The 18,258-nt window shown below is 74.8% G+C and carries 18 protein-coding genes and 1 riboswitch; of the genes, 4 read left to right on the top strand and 14 right to left on the bottom strand.

The window, feature by feature from the left end; translation table 11 throughout:
• The first annotated feature begins 107 nt into the window (after nucleotides 1-107).
• Nucleotides 108-350, top strand: a complete 243-nt coding sequence (locus MF605_RS03090) for an RNA-binding S4 domain-containing protein (RefSeq protein ID WP_101967289.1) — start codon at nucleotides 108-110, stop codon at nucleotides 348-350.
• 52 nt (nucleotides 351-402) lie between these two features.
• On the opposite strand, the gene MF605_RS03085 is transcribed toward MF605_RS03090, so the two are convergent.
• Nucleotides 403-1,095, bottom strand: a complete 693-nt coding sequence (locus MF605_RS03085; RefSeq protein WP_063188754.1) for an alpha/beta hydrolase — start codon at nucleotides 1,093-1,095, stop codon at nucleotides 403-405.
• A gap of 79 nt (nucleotides 1,096-1,174) precedes the next feature.
• Here MF605_RS03085 and MF605_RS03080 point away from each other — a divergent pair, with 79 nt between their 5' ends.
• Nucleotides 1,175-2,068 (top strand): SGNH/GDSL hydrolase family protein, encoded by an 894-nt coding sequence (locus MF605_RS03080; protein ID WP_134416434.1) that lies wholly within the window; start codon nucleotides 1,175-1,177, stop codon nucleotides 2,066-2,068.
• 75 nt (nucleotides 2,069-2,143) lie between these two features.
• Here the strand turns inward: MF605_RS03080 and metX are convergent, their stop codons facing one another.
• Nucleotides 2,144-3,274: a homoserine O-acetyltransferase MetX gene (gene metX, locus MF605_RS03075; protein WP_134416432.1), complete on the bottom strand. Its 1,131-nt coding sequence runs from the start codon at nucleotides 3,272-3,274 to the stop codon at nucleotides 2,144-2,146.
• A complete protein-coding gene (locus MF605_RS03070; RefSeq protein WP_134416430.1) occupies nucleotides 3,271-4,638 on the bottom strand; it encodes a bifunctional o-acetylhomoserine/o-acetylserine sulfhydrylase in 1,368 nt (455 codons plus the stop codon). The genes metX and MF605_RS03070 overlap by 4 nt, the downstream gene beginning before the upstream one ends.
• 130 nt (nucleotides 4,639-4,768) lie before the next feature.
• A riboswitch (SAM riboswitch) is annotated at nucleotides 4,769-4,884 on the bottom strand.
• A 177-nt stretch (nucleotides 4,885-5,061) separates the two neighbouring features.
• Between MF605_RS03070 and MF605_RS03065 the strand changes: the two genes are divergently transcribed.
• Nucleotides 5,062-5,697 carry a VOC family protein gene (locus MF605_RS03065; RefSeq protein WP_078025700.1) on the top strand — a complete coding sequence of 212 codons (636 nt, stop codon included), beginning with the start codon at nucleotides 5,062-5,064 and terminating at the stop codon, nucleotides 5,695-5,697.
• An 18-nt stretch (nucleotides 5,698-5,715) separates the two neighbouring features.
• Here the strand turns inward: MF605_RS03065 and MF605_RS03060 are convergent, their stop codons facing one another.
• Nucleotides 5,716-6,603: a CPBP family intramembrane glutamic endopeptidase gene (locus MF605_RS03060; protein ID WP_134416428.1), complete on the bottom strand. Its 888-nt coding sequence runs from the start codon at nucleotides 6,601-6,603 to the stop codon at nucleotides 5,716-5,718.
• Between the two features lie 140 nt (nucleotides 6,604-6,743).
• On the opposite strand from MF605_RS03060, the gene MF605_RS03055 reads away from it, so the two are divergent.
• Nucleotides 6,744-7,820: a phosphotransferase gene (locus tag MF605_RS03055; protein ID WP_134416426.1), complete on the top strand. Its 1,077-nt coding sequence runs from the start codon at nucleotides 6,744-6,746 to the stop codon at nucleotides 7,818-7,820.
• 15 nt (nucleotides 7,821-7,835) lie between these two features.
• Here the strand turns inward: MF605_RS03055 and gatB are convergent, their stop codons facing one another.
• The 10 genes from gatB to MF605_RS03005 all read right to left on the bottom strand — a co-directional run bounded on the left by gatB (nucleotide 7,836) and on the right by MF605_RS03005 (nucleotide 18,236).
• Nucleotides 7,836-9,341 carry an Asp-tRNA(Asn)/Glu-tRNA(Gln) amidotransferase subunit GatB gene (gene gatB / locus MF605_RS03050; RefSeq protein WP_134416424.1) on the bottom strand — a complete coding sequence of 502 codons (1,506 nt, stop codon included), beginning with the start codon at nucleotides 9,339-9,341 and terminating at the stop codon, nucleotides 7,836-7,838.
• Nucleotides 9,338-10,954: an Asp-tRNA(Asn)/Glu-tRNA(Gln) amidotransferase subunit GatA gene (gatA, locus tag MF605_RS03045; protein WP_178329084.1), complete on the bottom strand. Its 1,617-nt coding sequence runs from the start codon at nucleotides 10,952-10,954 to the stop codon at nucleotides 9,338-9,340. The genes gatB and gatA overlap by 4 nt, the downstream gene beginning before the upstream one ends.
• A gap of 8 nt (nucleotides 10,955-10,962) precedes the next feature.
• On the bottom strand, nucleotides 10,963-11,259 hold the full coding sequence (gatC, locus tag MF605_RS03040) for an Asp-tRNA(Asn)/Glu-tRNA(Gln) amidotransferase subunit GatC (RefSeq protein WP_049146890.1): 297 nt from the start codon (nucleotides 11,257-11,259) through the stop codon (nucleotides 10,963-10,965).
• Between the two features lie 204 nt (nucleotides 11,260-11,463).
• Complete coding sequence (locus MF605_RS03035; protein WP_134416419.1) at nucleotides 11,464-11,988, bottom strand: GNAT family N-acetyltransferase; 525 nt, start codon at nucleotides 11,986-11,988, stop codon at nucleotides 11,464-11,466.
• The gene (locus tag MF605_RS03030; protein ID WP_134416416.1) at nucleotides 11,985-12,467 is read right to left on the bottom strand and encodes a hypothetical protein; all 483 of its coding nucleotides are present in this window, start codon (nucleotides 12,465-12,467) and stop codon (nucleotides 11,985-11,987) included. The genes MF605_RS03035 and MF605_RS03030 overlap by 4 nt, the downstream gene beginning before the upstream one ends.
• On the bottom strand, nucleotides 12,464-13,381 hold the full coding sequence (locus MF605_RS03025) for an inositol monophosphatase family protein (protein ID WP_020625516.1): 918 nt from the start codon (nucleotides 13,379-13,381) through the stop codon (nucleotides 12,464-12,466). The genes MF605_RS03030 and MF605_RS03025 overlap by 4 nt, the downstream gene beginning before the upstream one ends.
• On the bottom strand, nucleotides 13,378-15,771 hold the full coding sequence (ligA, locus tag MF605_RS03020) for an NAD-dependent DNA ligase LigA (RefSeq protein ID WP_134416414.1): 2,394 nt from the start codon (nucleotides 15,769-15,771) through the stop codon (nucleotides 13,378-13,380). Before ligA ends, MF605_RS03025 begins: the two co-directional genes overlap by 4 nt.
• A gap of 40 nt (nucleotides 15,772-15,811) precedes the next feature.
• Nucleotides 15,812-16,570 carry a PP2C family protein-serine/threonine phosphatase gene (locus MF605_RS03015; RefSeq protein ID WP_020625514.1) on the bottom strand — a complete coding sequence of 253 codons (759 nt, stop codon included), beginning with the start codon at nucleotides 16,568-16,570 and terminating at the stop codon, nucleotides 15,812-15,814.
• 11 nt (nucleotides 16,571-16,581) lie between these two features.
• A complete protein-coding gene (locus MF605_RS03010; RefSeq protein WP_123243882.1) occupies nucleotides 16,582-17,712 on the bottom strand; it encodes an adenylate/guanylate cyclase domain-containing protein in 1,131 nt (376 codons plus the stop codon).
• A complete protein-coding gene (locus tag MF605_RS03005) occupies nucleotides 17,709-18,236 on the bottom strand; it encodes a PH domain-containing protein (protein ID WP_134416412.1) in 528 nt (175 codons plus the stop codon). The genes MF605_RS03010 and MF605_RS03005 overlap by 4 nt, the downstream gene beginning before the upstream one ends.
• Nucleotides 18,237-18,258 lie beyond the last annotated feature (22 nt).

Here is an 18,258-nt window from a genome sequence, read left to right as displayed (position 1 = left end):
GAGGGGATCACGACGACGACGGCACCCGGCCGCCTTCGACGCGGCGGGCCCGTTCCGGCGCGGCGCGCCGGTCGATCCCGTCCAGCCTACCGGCCATGATGGACACCATGACCGAGACGAACGCACCCGACGCCCAGCCCCTGCCCATCCGTGACGAGTCCATCCGCCTCGGCCAGGCGCTCAAGCTCGCCTCCCTCGTGGAGGACGGGGCCATGGCCCGCGACGTCGTCACCGACGGGCTCGTCACCGTCAACGGCGCGGTGGAGACGCGCCGCGGCGCCCAGCTGCACGACGGGGACGTCGTCGAGTTCAACGGCGAGGCGTTCGTCGTCCAGGCCGGGCAGGCCTGAGCCGACGCCCCGTCGGGCGGCCGCGGCGCCGTCGTCGAGCGTGTCCGGTGCGTCAGCCGCGGGGCGGCACCATGTGGGCGAGGTACTCCTTCACGTGGCCCAGCTCCTGCTCGTTGATCGCGTGGCCGAGCCCGGCATAGACGATCTTCATGAGGTCCACGTGGGCGTTCAGCCAGGCATGGGTCTCCTCGACCCGGGGCTCGGAGATGATCGGGTCCTCCTGGCCGCGGCCCCAGAAGACCTTCGGTCGGACGCGGGCGACGTCGTCGTCGCGGGTGAACAGCTCGCGCAGCTGCGGCTCGGTGAGCTCCGGGTCCACCACGAAGCCGGACAGCGCCACGGTGCACGCGTAGGCCTCCGGGTCCAGGCGCAGCAGCGACGTGGCCATGGCCATGCCCTGTGAGAAGCCGAGCAGGGAGACGGTGCGGAAGTCCCCGCGCACGGCCTGCACCCAGGCGTGCAGGGCCTTGACGGCCTCGCGCACCGGCTCGGCGGTGGAGCCCAGCTCCCCCGTGACCGGGTCCTGGGAGAGCGGGAACCAGGCGTGGGAGCCCGGCTGCAGGGGCAGGGGCGCGCGCACGGCGGCCACCGTGACGTGCTCGGGCAGGTGCGGGACGAGGCCGAACAGGTCGTCCTCGTTCGCGCCGTAGCCGTGCAGGACGATCAGCAGGTCCTCGGTACGCTCGCCCTCGGGGCGGGACCAGCGGACGACGGGCTCGACGGCGGGGGTGGGGTTCGCGTTCACGCCCGCCAGCCTAGCGAGCGGCGCGGTCACCCCACCCGGAGGTTGACCCCTCCCGCGCGACGCGGGCAGAATCCTACCCGTGGGCAACCCATCCTCCTCCCAGCCTCCGCACGCCTCCGACGCGACCCCGGTCGACGACCCCGCCGCCCATCCGTGGCGCCGCTACGTCGCCATCGGGGACTCGTTCTCCGAGGGCATCGGCGACCCCGACCCGGACCGCCCCGGCTACCACCGCGGCTGGGCCGACCGCCTGGCCGAGGAGCTCTCCCGCCTGACCCCGCCCAGTGAGGACCTGGCCTACGCCAACCTGGCGGTCCGCGGGAAGCTGCTGGACCAGATCGCCGAGGACCAGGTGGAGCCGGCGCTCGCCCTGCGGCCGGACCTCATCAGCGTCTGCGCGGGCGGCAACGACATCCTGCGCGGCGCGGACCCGGACGAGATCGCGGTCCGGCTGGACGCCGTCGTCGAACGCCTGGCCTCCGACGGCGCCACCGTGCTGCTGTTCAACGCGACCGACGTGAAGGGCACGCCCGTCATCGGCCGCATCCGCGGCACCGTGGCGATCTACAACGAGAACGTGCGCACCATCGCGCTGCGGCACGACGCGCTGGTGCCGGACATGTGGTCACTCAAGGACCTCGCCCGGCGGGAGATGTGGGCCGAGGACCGCCTGCACTTCTCCGCGCTCGGCCACCACACGATCGCCGCGATGGTGCTGGACACCCTCGGCGTGGAGCACGGCCTCGAGCACCTGCGCCTGTCCCCGCCGGCGCCACGCACCTGGCGCGAGGCCCGCGCGTCGGACGCCGCGTGGGTGCGCACGCACCTGGCGCCGTGGATGGTCCGCCGCATCCGCGGCGTCTCCTCCGGCGACGGCGTCACGGCCAAGCGCCCCGTCCCCGAGCCGCTCTTCGGCGCGCCGATGCCGCAGGGCTCGGACCACACCGAGCCGCTGGACGTCGTCGAGCCCTGAGCCCGGCCGGCGGGGGCCGGGGTCCGTTTCCCGAACGACAGTGCCGCGACACGCCGCCGTTTCTCGAACGAAAGCTCAGAGGGCGAGGGTGCGCTTCAGCGTGTCGGCCACCTGGCCGTATTCGGTGAGGAACCCGTCGTGGCCGATGGGCGAGGCGATCGTGTGCACCGGCGGCCGCGCGGGCAGCGCCGCCGCGAGCGCCTCGGACTCGGCCGGCAGGTAGAGCCGGTCCGAGTCGACGGCGGCCACGAACGCCCGGCCCCGGTAGTCCGCGAGCGCCGCCGCCACGCCGCCGCGCCCGCGCCCGACATCGTGGCCCATGAGGGCCTCGGTGACCACGAGGTAGGAGTTCGCGTCGAACCGGTCGGCGAGCTTGGCCGCCTGGTGGTCCAGGTAGGACTCCACGGCGTAGCGCCCGCGCCCGCCCGGCACCCCGACGACGGCGCCGAACGGGTCCTCGACGCCCTGCGGTTCCCGGCCGAACCGCTGGCCGAGCTCGCCCGCCGTGCGGTAGGTGGTGTGGGCGATGCGCCGGGCGATGCCCAGGCCGGCCACGGGGCCGGGGCCGGGGTAGTAGTCGCCGCCCTGGAAGTCCGGGTCGAGGCGGATGGCCGCGGTCTGCGCCTGGCCCCACGCGATCTGGTCGGCGGAGGAGGCCGCGGTGGCGGCCAGCACACCCACCCCGGCGACGCGCGCGGGGTGGGTCGCGGCCCACTCGAGGGCGCGGGCCCCGCCCATCGATCCGCCGATCACGGCACGCCAGGCGCCGATCCCGAGGTGGTCGGCCAGGCGCCGCTCGGCCTCGACCGCGTCCCGCAGCGTGAGGAACGGGAACCGGGAGCCCCAGGGCCGCCCGTCGGGCGCGGGCGTCGAGGGCCCGGTGGAGCCGTGGCAGCCGCCGATCATGGCGGGGGCGACCACGAACCACCGGTCCGTGTCCACGGCGCGGCCCGGGCCGACGAGGGCGTCCCACCAGCCCGGCGTCGGGTCCTCCTCGTGCGCGGCCACGTGCGCGTCGCCGGTGAGGGCGTGCAGCACGAGCACGGCGTTGGCGCCGTCGGCGGCGAGGGTGCCCCAGGTCTCGTAGGCCAGCTCGACGTCGGGCAGCAGCCCGCCGGTCTCGGTGCGCAGCTCGCCGACCCGCAGACGGTGGCGGCCGCCGCGGGGCAGCGCGGTGCGCGACGGACGCGTGGCGACGGCGGTCATGCCCGCTCCCCCGCGTCGTCGTCGCCGCGGCGGGCGGCGGCCGCGAAGCCGCGCTCGAGGTCGGCGAGGATGTCCTCGATGTCCTCCACGCCGAGCGAGAGCCGCACCAGGCCGGGGGTGACGCCGGCGGCGCGCTGCTCGTCGTCGGTGAGCTGGGAGTGGGTGGTGGAGGCCGGGTGCACCACGAGCGAGCGGACGTCGCCGATGTTGGCCACGTGGTGGTGCAGGGTGAGCCCGTCCACGAACGCGGCCCCGGCCTCGCGGCCGCCCGCGATCTCGAAGGAGACGAACGCGCCCGCGCCCTTCGGCAGGTAGCGCTGGGCGCGCTCGTGCCACGGGCTGGACTCCAGGCCGGCGTAGACCACGTGCTCGACGTCGTCGCGGCCCTCCAGCCAGCGCGCCACCGCGGCCGCGTTGGCCACCTGCCGCTCCATGCGCAGGGACAGGGTCTCCAGGCCGAGGTTCACCAGGAACGCGTTGAACGGGGAGATGGCCGAGCCGTAGTCGCGCAGCAGTTGCACGCGCGCCTTGAGGATGAAGGCCAGGTTGGCGCCGAGCGGCGAGCCCACCCCGAGGTCCCGCGCGTAGACGAGGCCGTGGTACGACTCGTCCGGCTCGTTGAAGCCGGGGTACCGCTCGGCGTGCTGCGCGTAGTCGAACGTGCCGGCGTCGACGATCACGCCCGCGATGGCCGCGGCGTGCCCGCCGAGGTACTTCGTGGCGGAGTGGGTGACGACGTCGGCGCCGTGCTCGATCGGCCGCAGCAGGTACGGGGTGGCCAGCGTGTTGTCCACGATCAGCGGCACGCCGGCCTCGTGGGCGGCGTCGGCGACGGCGCGCACGTCCAGGACGTCCCCGCGCGGGTTGCCGAGGGTCTCGCCGAAGAACGCCGTGGTGTTCGGCCGGACGGCGGCGCGCCAGGACTCGAGGTCGTCCGGGTCGGTCACGAACGTCGTCTCGACGCCGACCTTGGCGAGGGTGTGCTTGAACAGGTTCTGCGTGCCGCCGTAGAGGCTGGCCGAGGCGACCACGTGGTCGCCGGCGCCGGCGAGGTTGAGGATCGCGAACGTCGTCGCCGCCTGGCCGGAGGCCAGCAGCAGCGCGCCCACACCGCCCTCGAGCGCGGCGATCTTCTCCTCCACCGGGCCCTGCGTCGGGTTGCCGATGCGGGTGTAGAGCGGGTCGAGGTCCTTGAGCGCGAACCGGTCCGCGGCCACCTGGGCGGACGGGAAGTCGTACGAGGTGGTCTGGAAGATCGGCAGGGCGGTCGCACCGAAGGCGTGCTGGCCGACGGCGACGCCCGCGTGGACCTGCGCGGTGGAGAAGCCCCAGGCGTCGGGGGTCTGGGTGGTCTGGTCGGTCATGGCGGACCCTCCTGAGGGGTTCAGGGGCCGGACCCGGCCGCCCCGCCCGCCGGCCGACGTGCCGATCCGGGAACCGGCGTCGTCGAGGTGCCGGAGATGACCCGGCGCCGTCGAGAGGGGCCGTGGGATCGGCCCGCGCTTGCCGGCGTCCGTTGTGGGGCCGGCCTGGTCGTCACCCGGGGCACCCCACCGCGGAAGGAGGGTTGCCGGTCAGCATGCCGGGGCCTGTTGCTGACTCTCGTGACCGTGCCTCCGAGTGTAGCCCGCCGCCCCGCCACGATTTCGTCACGCGTGTCACCCGCGGATACGCTCTCCGCACGGGGCGCCCGACCCGTCAAGGGCTCGACGCCCCGCGACTCGCACCAGGTCAACCCCCGGGGCAGCCCGGGAACGGAGAGGAACAGCGCAGTGCACACCTGTCGCATGGACCACGTGTCCTACGCCGCCGGCCCCGAGGGCCTGGACGCCACGGTCGCCCGCATCGCCGAGACGCTGGGCATCGAGCGGATCAAGGGCGGTGTCCACCCCCGCTTCGGCACGCAGAACGCCCTGTTCCCCATGGCGGGCAGGCAGTATCTGGAGGTCGTCGAGGCTCTGGACCACCCGGCCTCCCTCAGCGCGCCGTTCGGCCAGCTCGTGCGCGCCCGCACCGAGCAGGGCGGCGGCTGGATGAGCTGGGCGGTGGCCACCACGGACATCGGCCGGTTCGAGCGCCGCCTCGGCCGTGAGGCCGTCCCCGGCAACCGTCGCTTCCCGGACGGCCGGGAGCTGTCCTGGCGGCAGATCGGCGTCAAGGGAACCCTCGCGGACCCGCAGCTGCCGTTCATCCTGCGCTGGGCCGACGGTCAGGAGGACATGCACCCCTCGCAGGCGGCCGAGCCGCAGGCCACCATCGAGCGCCTGAACATCGCCGGCTCCCCCGAGCGCCTCGCCGAGTGGCTCGGCGACGACGAGGACGGCCAGGTCCAGGACGTGAACATCGAGTACGTCGCGCCCTCCGGCACCCCGGGCATCGTCTCGGTCACCTTCCGCACCCCGAAGGGCGAGGTCACGCTCTGAGCGCGGAGGCGGGGCCGCTCAGCCGAGCAGCCCCGCCCGCGCCAGCAGCGGGTAGCCGACGAACCCGACGGCGTCCAGCAGCGCGTGCGCGATGACCAGCGGCATCACCCGGCGCACCCGCAGGAACACGAGCGCGAACACCACGCCCATCAGGGCGTTGCCCACGCCCGGCCCGATCCCCTGGTACAGGTGGTACGCCCCGCGCAGCAGCGCGAGGGCGAGCACCACGACGGCCGCGCGGGTCGGCAGGTACAGCCCCTCGGCGCTCACCCACGACGACGGCACGGCCGGCGCCGGATCGTGCGCCAGGCCCGCGGCGCGCAGCCGCTGCAGATACCCGAGCCGGTCGACGAGCCAGGCGCCCACGATGACCTCCTCCAGCAGTCCGTGCCGCAGCGCGGAGAGCAGCAGGACCGGCACCTGGTACCAGCTCTCCCCGAGCGCCGAGCCGACGATCGCCGTCGTGAGGCCCAGGGCCCGGCCGGCGGCGTAGACGCCGAGCGTGCCCAACCCGATGGCCGCGAACAGGCCCAGGCCCCAGGCCAAGTCGCGGCCGGGGCGGCGCAGGTCGAGGCCGAGCACCCGGAACGGGTCCCGGCCGCGCAGGTGCATCAGGTGCAGCACGAGGGCCACCGGCACGAGCGCGAATCCGATGCCGAGCAGCTGATAGGTCAGGTCGAAGGCCCAGCGGTCGGCCAGGGCCGGGTTGAGGACGGTGGTCTGCTCGCCGAGCGGGGCCTGGGTGGCCTTGTCGATGAGCTGGACGATCGCGTAGACCGCCGACTTCCCCAGGGAGAGGCCGAGGACGATCGCGATCTCCCACCGCACCGTGCGCGCCGAGGGGGCGGGCAGCGCGGGGGCGGGTCGGACGGCCGGGGTGCGGGACGTGCGCGGGGTGGCGGGCATGCCCTCCAGTATCGGCCCGCCCCTCTCCCCCCGGGCGCTTTCGAACGTGAGGTGGGGCCTTTCTCCCGTTCGAAAGTCCCCATTCCCCCGATGTCACGTTCGAAAGTCCGGGAGGGCGGAGGGAGGGTTAGCGTGGTCGTGTGGTCTCCCCGCCTGCCCCCAGCGAGCTCGAGCTGGTCCACCGCGCCCTGCAGCACCTCCGCCCCGGCCTCGACCCCGCCCTCGCCCGCCGGCTCCGCACAGCCGACTGGGCCGCGGCGTCCGTGGAGGAGGGCGGGCAGTTCCACCGCGTGCTGGTGCTCGAGGACGTCGGCGTCCTCCGGATGACGCGGGCCCACGAGGTCGGCGCCGCCCCCGCCGCGCGGTGGGCGCCCGAGCGGGACCCCGCAGCGCACCTGCCCCGGCGCCTGGCCCTCCTCGACGGGCTCGCCGCGGCCCTGGCCGAGCGCGACGTGCCGTGGACCGTGCCGGTCGCCCTCTCGGACCCCGTCCCCGCGGGCCCGGGCGCCGCGGTGCTGCAGCGCTTCCTCCCGGGCGGGCCGCACCCGCCGCACGAGGGCGATCCGGCCGTGCTGCGCGGCGTCCTCGACGACCTCGCCGCCGTGGACGTCACCGACCCGCGGATCGCCCCGCACCTCGGCCGCCCGTTCGCCTTCCGCGGGCCGTGGACGCCGGAGCGCGCCCGGCACGTCGCGGCGCTGCCGGGGACGGTCGCCGCGCGCCTGGGCACGTGGAAGGGGCACGACGTCGACGCGCGGCTGGGCGCCGAGGCGTGGCCGGACGCGGTGGCCGCCCTCGCGGACGCCGTGACGACCTGGACCGCCGCGCCGCCCGTGCCGCCGTCGCTCGTGCACGGCGACCTGGCCGGGCACAACATGCGCTGGCGCGCCGTGCCCGAGGACGAGGACCCGCGCGCCCCGCTGCGCTGGGCGCTGGCCGGGGTGCTGGACTGGGACCTCGCGTGCGCGTGGGACCCCGCCGTCAACGTCGCCTACCTCGCGCTGTGGCACGGCGAGGAGAAGGTCCCCGACCTGGCCCGGGACGCGGCCGAGGCCCGCCGGGCGCGCGTGTGGCTCGGGGCGATGGCCCTGGAGACGCTCGACGACGCGGCGGCCCGGGACGTGATCGTCGGCGGGTTGGCCGCAGGGTCCTGGCGGCGCCTGCTGCGCAAGACCCTGCCCCGCGTGGCGCGGGCCCTCACCGCCCTGGACGGCTGAGGGCCCGCGCGGTCGTCAGGACACGCCCAGGCGCTCCAGGACGATCTCGCGGACGCGGCCGGCGTCGGCCTGCCCGCGGGTGGCCTTCATGACCGGGCCGATGAGGGCGCCGACGGCGGCCATCTTGCCGCCCTTGATCTTCTCGGCCACGTCCGGGTTGGCGGCGATCGCGGCGTCGACGGCCTCGGTGAGCGCGCCGTCGTCGGACACCACGGCCAGGCCCTTCGCCTCGACGATCTGCTTCGGCGTGCCCTCGCCCTCGGCGACGAGACCGAGGACCTGCTTGGCGATCTTGTCGTTGATCGTCTTCGCGGCGATCAGCTCCTCGACCTCCACCACGTGCGCCGGGGTGATCCCCAGCTCGGCGACGGCGACCTCGCGGACGTTCGCCAGGCGGGCGATCTCGCCCATCCACCACTTGCGGGCGGCCGCCGCGGAGGCGCCGGCCTCCACGGTCGCGACGATCTCGTCCAGGACGCCGGCGTTGACGACGTCGCGGAACTCCTCGTCCGAGAAGCCCCACTCGGCCTTGAGCCGCTTGTTCCGCACGGCCGGCAGCTCGGGCATGGCCGCGCGCACGCGCTCGACCCACGCGGCGTCCACGTGCACGGGCACGAGGTCCGGCTCGGGGAAGTACCGGTAGTCGTCCGCGTCCGACTTCGGGCGGCCCGAGGTGGTGCTGCGGGTGTCCTCGTGCCAGTGGCGGGTCTCCTGCGTCACGGTGCCGCCCGCGGCGAGCACCGCGGCCTGGCGCTGGATCTCGTGGGTGACCGCGTGCTGCACGGCGCGCGTGGAGTTCACGTTCTTCGTCTCGGTGCGGGTGCCGAACTCGGTGGCGCCCTTGGGCATCAGCGAGACGTTCGCGTCGCAACGGACGTTGCCGCGCTCCATCCGCGCGTCGGAGATGTCGATGGCCTGCACGATGTCCCGGATCGCGGTGACGTAGGCGCGGGCCAGCTCGGGGGCCCGCGCGCCGGCGCCGACGATCGGCTTGGTGACGATCTCGATGAGCGGCACGCCCGCACGGTTGTAGTCGACGAGGGACGCGGAGGCACCCTGGATCCGTCCGGAGCCGCCCACGTGGGTGAGCTTGCCGGCGTCGTCCTCGAGGTGCGCGCGCTCGATCTCCACGCGGAAGACCTCGCCGTCCTCCAGCTCGACGTCCAGGTGGCCGTCGAAGACGATCGGCTCGTCGTACTGGGAGGTCTGGAAGTTCTTCGGCGTGTCCGGGTAGAAGTAGTTCTTCCGCGCGAACCGGCAGGTCTCGGCGACCTGCGCGTCCAGGGCCACGCCCAGGCGGATCGCGTACTCCACGACCTTGCGGTTGAGCACCGGCAGGGTGCCCGGCAGGCCGAGGTCGAGCGGGGTCACGTTCGTGTTCGGCTCGTCGCCGAACGCGTTGGGCGCCGAGGAGAAGATCTTCGTGGCGGTGTTCAGCTCCACGTGCACCTCGAAGCCCAGCACGGGGTCGAAGCGCTCCATCGCCTCCGCGAAGTCCATGGTCTGCTCTGCGTGGCTCATGCCCGGCCTCCTGCCGTGGTCGCGGTGGTGGCGCGCTGCGCGCCCTTCTCCAGCTCGGGGGCCTCGGCCCACACCGGCCCGCCCCGGCGCTGGGCCACGAGGCGTTCGAGCGCGGCGCCGGCCTCGTACAGGCGCGCGTCCTCGCGCGCCGGTGCCATCAGCTGCAGGCCGTAGGGCAGCCCGTCGACGACGCCACCCGGCACGGACATGCCCGGGATGCCGGCGAGGTTGGCCGGGATGGTTGCGAGGTCGTTGACGTACATGGTCATCGGGTCGTCCGTCTTCGCGCCCAGCTCGAACGCCGGGGTCGGCGCGGTGGGCGTGAGGATGACGTCCACCTGCTCGAAGGCGCGGGCGAAGTCCTCCTGCACGAGCGTGCGGACCTTCTGCGCGGAGCCGTAGTAGGCGTCGTAGTAGCCGGCGGACAGCGCATAGGTGCCCAGGATGATGCGCCGCTTGACCTCGGCGCCGAACCCGGCGGCGCGGGTGGCGCCCATGACCTGCTCGATCGTGCCGCCGCCGTCGGGCACCACGCGGTGGCCGTAGCGGACGCCGTCGAAGCGGGCCAGGTTGGAGGAGGCCTCCGAGGGCATGATCAGGTAGTACGCCCCGAGGGCGGCGTCGAAGCTGGGGCAGGAGACCTCCACGATCTCCGCGCCGGCCTCACGCAGGGCCGCGACGTGCTCGTCGAAGCCGGCCCGGATGCCCGGGTGGAACGCGTCCGCCGGCAGGTCCGTCACGACGCCGACGCGCAGCCCCGCCAGGTCGCGGCCGCGGGCCGCGCCGGTCAGGTCCGCCGGCTCGTCGGCCAGGGACGTGGAGTCCTGCGGGTCGTGGCCGGCGATGACCTGCTGCAGCGCCGCGGCGTCGGCCACGGTGCGGGCGGCGGGGCCGATCTGGTCCAGCGAGGAGGCCATGGCGATGAGGCCGTAGCGGGAGACCGCGCCGTAGGTGGGCTTCACGCCGACCGTGCCGGTGAACGCGGCGGGCTCACGGACGGATCCGCCCGTGTCCGAGCCGAGGGCGAAGGGGGCCAGGAAGGCGGCGACGGCGGCCGCCGACCCGCCGCCCGAGCCGCCGGGCACGCGGTCCCCGTCCCACGGGTTGCGGGTGATGCCGAACGCGGAGTGCTCGGTGGAGCCGCCCATCGCGAACTCGTCGAGGTTGGTCTTGCCGAGGATCGGCAGGCGGGCCTCGCGGAGGCGGGCCACCACCGTGGCGTCGTACGGGCTGAGCCAGCCCTCGAGCATGCGGGAGGCGGCCGTGGTCGGCTGGCCTCGCGTGACGATGTTGTCCTTCACGGCCACGGGCACGCCGGCCAGCGGGTGCAGGGCGTCGGCCTCGGGGCCGCCGGCGGCGCGGATCGCGTCCACCTCGGCGGCGACGGCGAGGGCCTCGTCCGTGTTCACGTGGAGGTAGGCGCGCACGCCGCGGTCGCCGTCGGCGTCGGCGCGCACGTCGCCGTCGTGGGCCGCGATGCGGTCCAGGTGGGCCTGGACGAGCTCCACGGAGGTGGTGGTGCCGGCGCGCAGGCGCTCGGCCATCTGCAGCGCGGTGAGCCGGACGAGCTCGTCGGCGCCGAGGGTCGCGTTCACGTCGAACGTCTCGGTCATGGGGGTGCTCACTCTCCGTCCAGGATGGCGGGGACCTTGAACTGGCCGTCCTCGGAGTCCGGCGCCTGGTCGAGGGCCTCCTCCTGCGTGAGCATGCCGGCGGGCACGTCCTCGCGGAACACGTTCTGCAACGCGATGGGGTGGGACGTCGGCGTCACGTCGTCGCCCGCGGCGGCCTGGACCGCGGAGACGTGCTCCAGGATCTTCTCCAGGTCGCCGGACATCGTGTCCAGCTCCTCGTCGGTCATCCGGATGTGGGCCAGGCGAGCCAGATGCTCCACCTGATCCCGGGTGATCTCAGGCATGGATCTCCTCGTGTGACGGGTCGGGGCGGGGTGGACGACGCCGGCGCGGCGGCGGCCACATCGGGGTCGAGTCTAGTGCCGGGGCCTGGACGGCCGCCGCCACCGCTTCGAGGCGGGAGATCCATCCCACCGCGGCGCTCCGGGCCCGCATGACAGGGATTTCCCGCCCCGAATGGGGTCCCGGTGCCGATGTCCCGCCCGGGGTCAGTCCAGCCCGAGCCGGTAGACGAGGAACGGGCCGGTCTCGTCGGCCGGGTCGAGGTCCGGCACCACGTCCGCGAGGAACCAGTCCCGCTCCGGGACGCGCACGAAGCCGGCGCGCTCGTACATCCGGTGGGCGCCGGTCATGGAGGGCATGGTGGTCAGCACGACGGCGTCCACGCCCTTCTCGGCGCGGGCCCGCGCCACGATCTCGGCCAGCAGGGCGCCGCCCACCCCGCGGCGGTGGAACCGCGGGTGCACAGCGAGCATGCGGAACTCGTACTCCCCGTCGCCGGAGGTCTCGGCCAGGGGCGAGCCGGGCGGGGTGAGCACCACTGACCCGGCCACCTCGCCGTCGACCTCGGCCACGAGCACCTCCGCGCGGCCGGCCCGGTCGGCCACGTCCATGAGGGTCTTCACGTAGGCGTCGTCGGGGGCGATGTGGCCGCCGTCGACATAGGACGCCAGGGTGAGCTCGGCGACCGCCTCGTGGTCCTCGGGGCGCAGCGGGCGGACGAGGGCGCTCATGCGTCACCTCCGGCGCGCTGGCGCAGCGTGTCCTTCAGGCGGGCGCGGGTCGCGTCCGTGGCCACGACGTAGTCGCGCCGACGCAGCCAGGCGGTGGGCACGGCCTGGTGGGGGTGGCCGTCGCGCGCCTCGTGCAGCCCCGCGAGGAACGTCGCGGCCGCCGGCTCCTGCCAGATGTTCACCCAGTAGGCGCGGCCCCGCTCCTGCGCCGTCAGTTCCTTGACCAGCCGCCTCGTGAACGAACAGCCCGGCCGCCAGAACACGACGACGCCGCCGCGCTCGACGTGCGCCTGCGCGCCGGCGAACGGCCGCGAGCGGACCCGGACCGCCCACCGGTACGTGACCGCGTAGCCGGCCAGGACGAGCCCGGCCACGATCATCCCGACCTGCTGCAGGCGCGTCCCCGCGATCATGAACGTCAGTCCGCCGGCCACGAACAGGACCGGGTAGAACCACGGGTCTCCGACGATCCGTCTCATGCCCTCTCCCCCGTCACGGCGGCCAGGGCGGACCCGTCCACGTCGCCGGCCACCATCCAGTCAGGATGTGCCGTGCCGTCCGCCGAGGCGGGCCGCGTCACCGCGACGCCGGCCTCCTCGGCCACCAACGCGCCGGCGGCCCAGTCGTACTCCTGCGTGCCGAACTCGGCGTACGCGTCCAGGGTGCCGTCGGCGACCATGCACAGGTCCAGCGCCGCCGAGCCGATCCGTCGCACGTCCCCGAACGCGGGCAGCAGGGCCGCGAGCGCCCGCACCTGCAGGGCCCGGCGGGCGGGGTCGTAGCCGAAGCCGGTGGCGAGCAGTCGCCCCGAGCGTCCGGGCAGGGGACCGGTGAGCCGCACGGGGGCGGCATCGCGGTCGGGCAGGTCCACGCCCGCCGTCGTCGCGTCCGCGGTGCTGAAGGCGCCCCGGCCCGCGCTCGCGTACCAGGTGCGCCCCAGCGCGGGCGCCGCCACGACGCCGGCCAGCCAGCGTTCGGTGCCCTCGGCCACCCCCAGCAGGTCGGCGGTCTCGGCGTCCACCGGGCCGGTGACGGCCACCGAGGTGCAGAACTGCGGAAGCCCGCGCACGAAGTTCGTGGTGCCATCCAGCGGGTCGATGGACCAGCGGTACCCGGACGGCTCGGCCGGACGGGTGGCGCCGTACTCCTCGCCGGTGATCTCGTCCGAGGGGCGGTAGCCGGCGACGACCTCCCGGACGGCCTGCTCGGCGCGGCGGTCGTAGTCGGTGACCCAGTCGGAGCCGGAGGACTTCGTCTGCGCGCCGATCTCCTCGATGCCCAGCGGGACGGCCGGGTGGTGACCGGTCCAGCGCCGGGCCAGGACGTCCGCGCCGGCGCGCGCGGCGGCCTTGGCGACCACGAGCAGGCCCGGGACCGTGGTGCGCGCGCTCATGCCGAGGCCTCCCCCTCTGCGGCGCCGTCGGGGGCGTCGTCCGTGTCCGCCGGGCGCACGGCGTCCGGGCCACCGGCCAGCAGCGCCGTGAACCCGGCCTCGTCCAGCACGGGCACGCCGAGGGACTGCGCCTTGTCCAGCTTGGAGCCGGCGGCCTCGCCGGCCACCAGGAAGTCGGTCTTCTTGGACACGGACCCGGAGGCCTTGCCGCCGCGCACGAGGATCGCCTCCTTCGCGGAGTCGCGGGAGAAGCCCTCGAGCGAGCCGGTGACCACCACGGTCAGGCCCTCGAGCGTGCGCGGGGTGGACTCGTCCTGCTCGTCCTCCATGGCCACACCCGCCGCGGCCCAGCGGTCCACGATCTCCCGGTGCCAGTCCTCGGCGAACCACTCGATGAGCGCGTCCGCGATGATCGGACCGACGCCGTCGATCTCGGCCAGCCGGTCCCGGTCGCCGGCCTCGGCCGCCGCGCGCAGCGCCGCCATCGAACCGAACGCCGTGGCCAGCGAGCGGGCCGCCGTCGGGCCCACGTGCCGGATGGACAGCGCCACGAGGGTGCGCCACAGCGGCTGGGACTTGGCCTTCTCGAGCTCGTCGAACAGGCGGAGCGTGTTGGCCGTGGGCGCGGACGGCTTCTTCGCGGTGCCGGCGGTGAAGAAGTACGGCTTGAGCGTGAACACGCCCGAGGGCACCATGCGGCCGTCCACCTTCGTACGGCCCTCGCGCCACACGCGGACCTCGCCGAGGGAGCGCTGCAGGTCCGTCAGCCCGTCCTCGCCGCGGGGGCCCGTGATCTCCTCCGGCGTGCCGGAGGCGAGGTCGAAGATCTGCGCCTCCGCCGTGATGGGGCCCGGGCCCTCGGGCCGCACGTGTCCGTCGTGCTCGGCCGGGTCCTCGCCGGGGCCCTGGACGAGCCAGCGGGCTGCCTCCTCGCCGAGCGCCTCCACGTCGAACGCGCCGCGGCTGGCCAGGTGCTCGACGCGACCGGCCAGCTGGGCCGGGCAGGAGCGGGCGTTGGGGCAGCGCAGGTCCACGTCCCCCTCCTTGGCCGGGGCCAGCGGCGTGCCGCACGAGGGGCAGTGCGTGGGCATGACGAACTCGCGCAGCTCCCGGCCCGCCTCGATCGCCTTCTCGCGCAGCGGCAGCACGGGGCCCACGACCTCGGGGATCACGTCCCCGGCCTTGCGCACCACCACGGTGTCCCCGATCAGCACGCCCTTGGCCTTGACCACGTCCTGGTTGTGCAGGGTGGCCAGGGAGACGGTGGACCCGGCCACGGTGACCGGCTCCATCACCGCGAACGGGGTCACCCGTCCGGTGCGGCCCACCGAGACCGCGATGTCCCGCAGCAGCGTGTGCACCTCCTCCGGCGGGTACTTGTACGCCGCGGCCCAGCGGGGCACGCGGGAGGTGTGGCCGAGGTAGCGCTGGTCCGCGAACGCGTCCGCCTTCAGCACGATGCCGTCGATCTCGTGGATCAGCTCGTGCCGGCGCCGGCCGTACTCCTCGATCACCGCGACGACGGCGGCCAACGCCTCCTCGTCCGCACCCTCCACCACGCGGGTGTAGGGGCTCACGGGCAGGCCCCAGCCCGCGAGCGCGTCGTACACCTCGTGCTGGGACTCCAGTCCGAACGCCTCGACCGAGCCGATGCCGTGCACGAACATGGCCAGCGGGCGCTGCGCGGTGACGGCCGGGTCCTTCTGACGCAGGGCGCCGGCGGCGGCGTTGCGCGGGTTCGCGAACGGCGTCTGACCCTCCTCGGCACGGCGCGCGTTGAGCTCGGCGAAGGCGGCGGAGGACATGAACACCTCGCCGCGCACCTCGAACTCGGCGGGCCAGCCCTCGCCGGAGAGCTCGTGCGGGATGTCCCCGATGGTGCGCACGTTGGCGGTGACGTCCTCGCCCGTGACGCCGTCGCCGCGGGTGGCGGCCTGCACGAGCCGCCCGTCCCGGTAGCGCAGGGCGACGGCGAGCCCGTCGATCTTCACCTCCACGAGCCAGCGGGGCGCCACGCCCGGTCGCACCTGCGTCAGGGCCTGCGCCGCGCGGCGGAACCAGACCTCGAGCTCCTCGATGGAGAACAGGTCCTCGAGCGAGTACATGCGGGCCCCGTGCCGGACGGGGGCGAACGCCTCCGAGACCTCGCCGCCGACCTCCTGGGTGGGCGAGTCGTTGGCCACGAGCTCGGGGTGCAGGGCCTCGAGGTCCTCGAGGCGGCGGTACAGCGCGTCGTACTCGGCGTCCGAGATCTCCGGGGCGTCCCGCTGGTAGTAGGCGGTCCGGGCGGCGCGGACCCGCTCCACGAGGTCCTCGTACTCCTCCCGCAGGTCCGCGGCGGGGATGTCCTGCGGCTCGGGCTGGGCGGCGGATTCCTTGGGGGTGCTCACCCGGCCCAGCGTAGTCGGCGTCCCGGACGGCGCACCCGGGTCAGGGGATGCGCACGAGCACCGCCGTGATGTTGTCCCGGCCGCCGCGCCACAGGGCGGCGCCGATGAGCTTCTCGAGGGCGTCCTCGAGGGTGTCGGCGTCGTCGATCAGCGCGCGGATCTCCTCGTCCAGCAGCTCGCCGGTCAGGCCGTCGCTGCACAGCAGGACGAGGTCCCCGGAGGCGAGGGGGACCTCGGCCACGTCCACCGTGAGCGCCTCGCGCGAGCCGAGCGCGCGGGTGATGACGTTGCGGCGCGGGTGGACGCGGGCTTCGGCGGGGGTGAGCTCCCCCGCGTCGACGAGCATCTGCACCGCCGAGTGGTCCACCGTGAGCTGCTGGAGCACCGGCGAGCCGACGGGCCGCAGGTACACCCGGGAGTCGCCGACGTTCGCCACGGCCCAGCGGCCGCGCTCCGTGTCCAGGCAGGCCAGGACGGTCAGGGTGGTGCCGGAGCGCCCCAGCCCGGCCTCGACGACGGCGGCGTCCGCCTCGTGGATCAGGTGGCCGAGCTCCTGGGGCGTGTGGGCCGTGCCCGGGGCGAGCACCTCGGGGGCGCGGCGGCGCAGGGTCTCGATCGCGGCGGCCGAGGCCACCTCGCCGGCCTCGTGCCCGCCCATGCCGTCGGCCACGGCGGCGAGCACCAGCGGCTCCCCGACGAGGGTCCACGCGTCCTCGTTCAGGTCGCGGACGGCGCCCACGTGGGTGGCGCCCGCGGCCTGGGGCCGCGGCGCGGACGGGGTCTCGGGGCGGGGGTCCACGGGGTCCTCGATCAGTCGGCGAGCAGGGTCTGGGCCGACCCGTCCAAGAGCAGGGAGGGGCGGACCTCTCCGAACCCGCGGACGATCCTGGGCGGCTGCGGGACGAGCACGAAGCGCTCGTCCCGGGACAGGGCCGCAGCGGTCATGGCGTCCACGAGCACGGTACCCGGATCGGCCAGGGACGTCAGCCGCGCGGCGAGGTTCACGGTGGGCCCGTAGATGTCCCCCATGCGGGAGAGCACCCGTCCCCATGTCAGGGCGACGCGCGCCGAGGGCAGCTCCTCGTCCGCGGCGATGGTCTCGGCCAGGGAGAGCGCGATCGCGGCGCCGGCCTCGGGGGTCTCGGCGTTGAACATGACCTCGTCGCCGATGGTCTTCACGAGCCAGCCGCCGCCGGCCGAGATGGTCTCCGCGGCGAGGGACTCGAAGCGCAGCACCATGCGGGCCAGCGTCCGGTCGTCCATGGTCCGGGAGAGCGTCGTGTAGGAGACCATGTCCGCGAAGCCGACGGCGCGGGCCAGCGGCAGCGGCGCATCCGACTCGGAGCCGTCGCGGCCCCGGGCGCTGGCCGCCAGCCCGGCCTCCACGCGCACGGTCAGGCGCTGCACGGCGCGGTTGAGCTGGCGCCGGTAGACGATCCGCATGGCCTTCTCGAGCGGTCCGACCATGTCCGGGAGCATGTCGACGACGGCCCGCCGCGCCTCCGGGTCCGTCAGGTCCTCGGAGGCGATCTTGTCCTCCACGAGCGCCTCGATCTGCCACACCACCATGCGGTCCGTCATCTGCCCGATCGAGCGCGCCAGCGAGATGGCCGTGTCCTCGTTCAGCGTCCCCGAGCGCACGAGCGTGAGCACGGACTCGAACGCCTCGATGTCCGCCTCGGTGAAGGCCTTGTGCCCCTCCGGCGACGTCGGATAGCCCAGCGCACGCCAGATCTTCCGGGCGGAGGCCATCGAGACGCCGAGGCGCTGCGCCACCTCCCGTGAGGTGTAGGCGCGCGGGCCCACCACCAAGCCGGCGTCGAGCGTGCGCATCGCGCTCGTCCAGCCGGCGGGCCGTGCCTCGGCGTCGCGGGCGGTCGTGTCCTCGGCCGGCGGGACGATCGGCAGCGGTGCGGTGTCCGGTGTCTCCGGACGGCTCATCGGAGGCCTCCTGTCGGGACGGGGGCGGGCCAGGTTGCGGTGCGGGCCTGGCGGGTGAGGTGGGCCAGGGCCTCCTCGAAGCGCGCGGCCTCGGGGACGTCGCGCAGCCGCCAGTGGACCTGGCGGGCGGGCTCCTGGAAGAGGATGTGCAGGTCTCCGGCACCCGAGCCGCGGCGGCGCCGCTGCACGTCGGCGATGGACACGAGCGGCATGGCGGCACCGGAGCCGCCGACGCCGGCGCCCTGGAGGATGCGGCGGTCGGTGAGCACGGTGCGCCGGAAGACCCAGCGCCACAGCGGGCGGACGGTGCCGGGGAGCAGGACGAGCGCCGCGACCACCCACGCGGCCGCCTCGAGCACGGCGCGGTTCGCGGCGACGATCCCGGGCAGGTCGGGGCGTGCGAGCACGCCGACGGCCAGGCCGAGCAGGAACGCGACGGCCACGAGGACCGCGGCCGGGCGCAGCAGCGCGCGCGGGTGGGTGCGGGTGCGGACCATCACCTGCTCACCGGGCTCGAGTCGCACGGCGGTCACCTCCTGACCGGGA

It is taken from the genome of Micrococcus luteus (assembly GCF_022664405.1).
Classification (GTDB): Bacteria; Actinomycetota; Actinomycetes; order Actinomycetales; family Micrococcaceae; genus Micrococcus; species Micrococcus luteus.
Note: the sequence above shows the minus strand (reverse complement) of the source record. Positions and strands in the feature narration are given on the sequence as shown.